The organism is Rubellimicrobium roseum (assembly GCF_006152145.1).
Classification (GTDB): Bacteria; Pseudomonadota; Alphaproteobacteria; order Rhodobacterales; family Rhodobacteraceae; genus Rubellimicrobium; species Rubellimicrobium roseum.
In genome coordinates this window covers 1-4716 of sequence record NZ_VDFV01000101.1, presented here as the reverse complement: position 1 = coordinate 4716, position 4716 = coordinate 1, and the positions used below count along the sequence as shown (strand labels likewise).

General features: G+C 69.2%; 4 protein-coding genes. 2 read left to right on the top strand and 2 right to left on the bottom strand.

What is annotated here, in order from left to right:
• Positions 1–309: 309 nt before the first annotated feature.
• A complete protein-coding gene (locus FHG71_RS22735) occupies positions 310–834 on the top strand; it encodes a helix-turn-helix domain-containing protein (protein WP_218014225.1) in 525 nt (174 codons plus the stop codon).
• A 2-nt stretch (positions 835–836) separates the two neighbouring features.
• Positions 837–1451 carry a DUF3800 domain-containing protein gene (locus FHG71_RS22730; protein ID WP_139084051.1) on the top strand — a complete coding sequence of 205 codons (615 nt, stop codon included), beginning with the start codon at positions 837–839 and terminating at the stop codon, positions 1449–1451.
• A gap of 893 nt (positions 1452–2344) precedes the next feature.
• Here FHG71_RS22730 and FHG71_RS22725 read toward each other — a convergent pair.
• Together FHG71_RS22725 and FHG71_RS22720 are read right to left on the bottom strand one after the other, a co-directional pair.
• Positions 2345–4171 (bottom strand): ParB N-terminal domain-containing protein, encoded by a 1827-nt coding sequence (locus FHG71_RS22725; RefSeq protein ID WP_139084049.1) that lies wholly within the window; start codon positions 4169–4171, stop codon positions 2345–2347.
• A gap of 72 nt (positions 4172–4243) precedes the next feature.
• Entirely contained in the window at positions 4244–4630 is a 387-nt protein-coding gene (locus FHG71_RS22720; RefSeq protein ID WP_139084047.1) for a DUF3768 domain-containing protein, read from the bottom strand.
• Between the last annotated feature and the right edge of the window lie 86 nt (positions 4631–4716).

The following is a 4716-nucleotide window of genomic DNA, read 5'->3' as shown; positions in this document are numbered from 1 at the left end:
AGCGGCCTGGCTCCGGGGTGGGCCGGCCCGCCGGCCCGGCCTAGAGCCCGGCCCCGATCCACGGGGGACGCCCGTCTGATCGTCGGACAGCCTTTGACCGGACAGTCGTGACCGGTGGGTTCAACCGTACTCTCTTTGTGACGCTTGAGCGTGAGTCTGTTGACCCGGTTGTCCTGTTTAAGATCGGACATCCGGGCCCGGAGGGTAGGAGGCGCTGATGACCAGACCCTACCGGTCGTTTCCGTCCGGTCGCCTCGCCTTGAGAGCCCAGCCACACAGGGGTATGGGTCCGGCGAAGGAGTTCAGATCGTGACCGAAATCACCCATGCCACCGCCGCGCCCGTAGGCGAAGCCCTTCCGTCGAAGCGCAAGGCCTCCCGTGGCTCCGCCGACAAGTGGGGACGGCAGGTCATGGAGCTGGGCTTCTGCATCGTGCCCTCGCTGCTCTTCCGGGCGCAGCGCCGCTTGGGGCTGAGCCCGACCCAGTTAGCCGTGCTGCTCCAACTCGCCGACTTCTGGTGGGACGCGGCCCGCAAGCCCTATCCTAAGAAGACCGACCTCGCGGACCGGTTGAACCTCAGCGACCGGCAGGTGCAGCGCCATATTGCGGATCTCGAGGCGGCCGGCTTCGTGCGGCGCATTGAGCGCAGGGCCTCGCATCGGGGCAAGATCTCGAACGAGTACGACCTCTCGGGCTTGATCGAGAAGCTCCAGGTGCTCGAGCCCGAGTTCCGGGCCGTCGTCGAGGACACCCGGGCGCGGAAGAAGGCGGTGGCCCGGCCCGGGTTCAAACCGAAGCCCGCGACCACGGACACCGGCACGGCCACGAGCTGATCATGCCGAAGGGGCTGAACAAGCGGGTGCTGTGCTTTGTCGACGAGTACGGGACGGCCGGGGCCGGACCGCTCCACCTGGGCGCGGTCCTCGTCCTGGCGCGCGACGCGGGTCGGATCGACAAGGCCTTCACGGACCTCCTGGAGCGGAACGCCAATGAGGTTCATGCGGTCCGTCTCGGGGACGGCTACCTCCAGGGCCTGCTGCAGCGCTTCTGGCAGGCCGTGCCGCCGACGAGCGTGGTGCTCGTCAATCAGAAGGCGTCCATGGAGGTCGGACCGCCCGGGGCCATCTACGCCCAGGCCGTCGTCCAGACCGTCAAGGCGGGTCTCAAGCGGTTCAAGGCGGAGGTGCTCGGGCGGGAGACGATCGGCAACGTCGAGTTGATCATGGACCGGAATGAGCACAACACGGGCGCGATTTTCGACGCCGAGCTGGCCCGGGCGCAGGTCGAGGATGGCCGGTTCAAGGGGGTCGAGCACATTGTCCGGATCGACTCGGCCGCCTCGCGCCTTCTGCAGCTGGCCGATTGCGTGGCCTACTCCCGCAAGTGGATCACCAACGGCGAGGTGAACGCGCCTGGCCTGCGCGAGCGGTTCGGGATCCAACTCCCCTAAAACCGAAAGGGCCGCCCACGGGCGACCCTTTCAGGAATGCGTTGGTGTGATCGGCAACCGGGGCTGGGCAGCCGCCGGGTGACCACGACGCTCGCCGGACACGCGGCCTGGACGAGTCGCCTTCCTGATATAGAAAGCTTGGCCCTGGTCTTCAAGCGCGCTGAGCTTGGTCTCCCAACCGGGACCGGCTCTCCGGGACGCTGGGCCCCAGCCCAGGCGACGTCTCTGGAACGACGCGAGGCACGAAAAAAGACCCCGCCTGAGCGGGGCCAGGGCTTCCTTCACCACGAAGGAAGAGGGGAAACCGACAGGGGTCCCTTGGATCACCGGGAGGAGCCCCGTCCTGGTTCTAACTAAGTTCGAGATCCGGCCCGGCGAGAGTCAGGCCTCTTCCGCCCGAGACCGGAGACGCGCTCGCCCTCTCGGATTGATCACCCCACGGCTGTCCACGAGGGCGACGCGGACGAGGGCTCCACACCACGCGCGACGAAAGCGCGGTCAGCGGAGACGTGGCGCGTGGTGTGGAGGTCCAGCGCCTGGGGCCCGGAGGACTGGACACACCAGACACCAACCGGCGCGCGGCTGATAGGGCAGGGGACGGCTCGACCCGGATGCGCCCCGTGCGGGACATCGAGGTCGGGTGCGGCATCGATCTGGAGGTCGGCCCGCCAGGACGGGTGGGGGATGTCGCGCGGCCCGGGGCCGGGCGACGCAGTCGAGGTCCAGATGATCCGCAGCCCGGCCGTTCAGGTCCGTCTGCGTCGGACCGCCCGGGACCAGAGGGCTGCGGTCCGGTCGGGCGACGGAGGGGTCACGTCGGCCATCGGGCCTCACCCCGGAGCGCTGGGAGGATATGGGAGGGGGGCAGGGCGCTTGCGCGCCCTGGCCTGGGTTCAATCCAGATCCTTGGGCCGCCACGCGGCGATCCGGGCGGCCTGCGCCTCGGTGACACCAGGAACGGACGCGGGGTCGGCGAAGAGGGCCTCCAGCTTCTCGGCCTTGTCGCGCTTCCGAAGCTTCGCGAAGGTCGTGACGGTCGGGTGCTCGGGCGCCAGGTCCAGAAGATCGCGCCAGAGCGCGTCGAGGGTGGGACCGCTCACGCGGGCGAAGAAGTTCTCGGCCGTGGGCGTCCAGACCTTGCGAAGGTCGGCCTTCGCCTCCTTGTCGATCAGGCCTCCGAGCCCGTCGTCGTCCACGTCGAGAAGCGCGGCGAGGCCTCGCGTGAGGTCAGCGCGCATCGCCTCCGAGCCCCGCTTGCGGTAGGCGCGGAACGCCTTGGCGAGGTCGGTCGTCCACGGGTCCTTGGGCCTGTCCGGCGCACCGGTCAGGCGCTCTTCCGGGCTGTAGCCCGTGTCCGAGGTGGGGTGGATGGGCACCTCCGTCGTCCGGAGCCCGAAGGCGTGACGAAAGCCCATGCGGCCCGCCAACTGGAAGGCCAGCAGATCAAGAAGCAGGTCTGGATGACCCAGAACCGCAGTCTGCCGCGCACCGCGCGCGACGCGGTCGAGGTCCTCGGCCAAGGCGGCGGACAGGGCGGACTTGGTCGGCGTCGGAGCTGGGCTGGTGCCATGGCGGGAGGGCGCAAGAACCCCAGCAGCGATGGCGGCGTCGCAATCTTCGGGCCGGACAACGCCTTCGTGGAGGCGCAACTCGCCCCGGTGGTCCACCCGCAGGATGATCCCGGCCTGAGCCGTCTGCTCGGGCGTGTAGGCGCCCTCCAGCTTGTCGGTGAGGACGTCCAGCTCGGCTTGGCCAGCCTCGTCCAGCACGTCGCCGTTGGCGAGTTCGGCCAGTTCGTCGGTGCGGGCCTGCTCCGCCTCGGTGAGGTCGCCCGGAACGGGGTAGAGCCGTCCGCCCTGCATCCGTTCGATCTCGGCGGGGCCGAGAGTGTCGGTCAGGGTGATCTCCGCCCATTTCCAACCTCCCGCCGCGCGCCTCGCCTCGGCGTCGGCCCGGAGCTTGGCCTCGAACGCCCGGTCGAGAACGGCGGGGTCATCGAACAGCTCTTCCTCGGCGAAGAGGTCGCCGCCGAGTCGGCCTCCGGCGGCGAGGTAGGCGTCCCGACCCACGAAGCGGGCGCGGCGGTCGCTGCTGCGCACGCTGTCGGGTTTCAGCATCTTCTTGATGTGCCAGTCGCTGAAGGACTGCCCGCGCACCCGCGCCAGCACCTCGAGGCTCACCCGCTCGTCGGCGCTGATAGTGAAGCACGCGGCCTGCCCGAGGCTGATCTGGTCGTCGCGCAGCGCCTGGAGCACGGCCTCGGGCAGGCGGGCGAGGGCGAGGCGGCGCTGGACATGCTTGTCGGTCACGCCAAAGGCGATGGCGATGGAGGAAACGGGGACGCCCCGGGCCGCGAGCGCCCCGTACTCGCGGACCTCGTCGGCGGGATGGGGCTGCTCGCGATGGTGGTTCTCGGTCGAGGCCCAGGTGGCGGCGGTGCCCTCGTCGGGCGCGAGCCGCACCGGCACGACGTGAAAACGTGGGTCGTCCTGCAGACGGGCCAGGGCGCGCAGCCTGCGGCCCCCGGCGACGATGCCGATGCGGCCCGTGTCATCGCGCAGGCCCGCGAGGTTCTGGATCAGGCCCAACTCGCGGATGTTCTGGGCCAAAGCCTCGATGCCCGCCTCGGACACGAGGCGGCGCGGGTTGAGGGACGACAGATAAAGATCCGTGAAGGGGACGAGGTCCGCGCTTTCACCGATCAAGGTCTGAGCGGTCATAGAATCGATCCTTTCGAGAATGAGATGCAGGGTCGGAAGGGCAGGGGCGCATCGCGCACCCCCGCCCAGGCCTCACCACTCGTCAGGGAGGAGAAGCGTCAGGACGCGCCGGGTCCGGGCCGGGTCCTCCGGAACCTCGGAGCCGAAGCGGTAATCCGCGTCATAGAGGTCGATCTTCCAGTAGAGCCGGACCTCCTGGCCACTGTCGGCGACGCTGAAGGCGCCGAAATCGTGCCAGCCATGGGGATCGTTGTCCTCGGTGAAGTCCGAAAAGGTCCGCACGCCCACGACGGCCAGCGCCTGCGCGGTCGGGCTCAGGCTCGCCACGCCCTGCGTCATGACAAACCGTCCGAGGGCGGTGGGATCGGTCCCCCAGCTTGTGCGGAAGCGGTCGTTCTGGTCGGCGATCAGCACCGCCCTGCGGGCTTCGTCCGCAAGGTCGTCCAGGTTAAGTCTCATGGCCTAGGCTCCTTTCGTGGTGATGGGCGGTGTGGGTCTGGTGCCCTTGTCCGCCTGTGGGCGACGCCGGTCCGATCTGACTTCCG

What these genes read in the sequence shown, in the direction of transcription:
- FHG71_RS22725 (WP_139084049.1), bottom strand. Translation starts at nt 4,171, where the DNA reads ATGACCGCTCAGACCTTGATCGGTGAAAGCGCGGACCTCGTCCCCTTC.
- FHG71_RS22730 (WP_139084051.1), top strand. Translation starts at nt 837, where the DNA reads ATGCCGAAGGGGCTGAACAAGCGGGTGCTGTGCTTTGTCGACGAGTAC.
- FHG71_RS22720 (WP_139084047.1), bottom strand. Translation starts at nt 4,630, where the DNA reads ATGAGACTTAACCTGGACGACCTTGCGGACGAAGCCCGCAGGGCGGTG.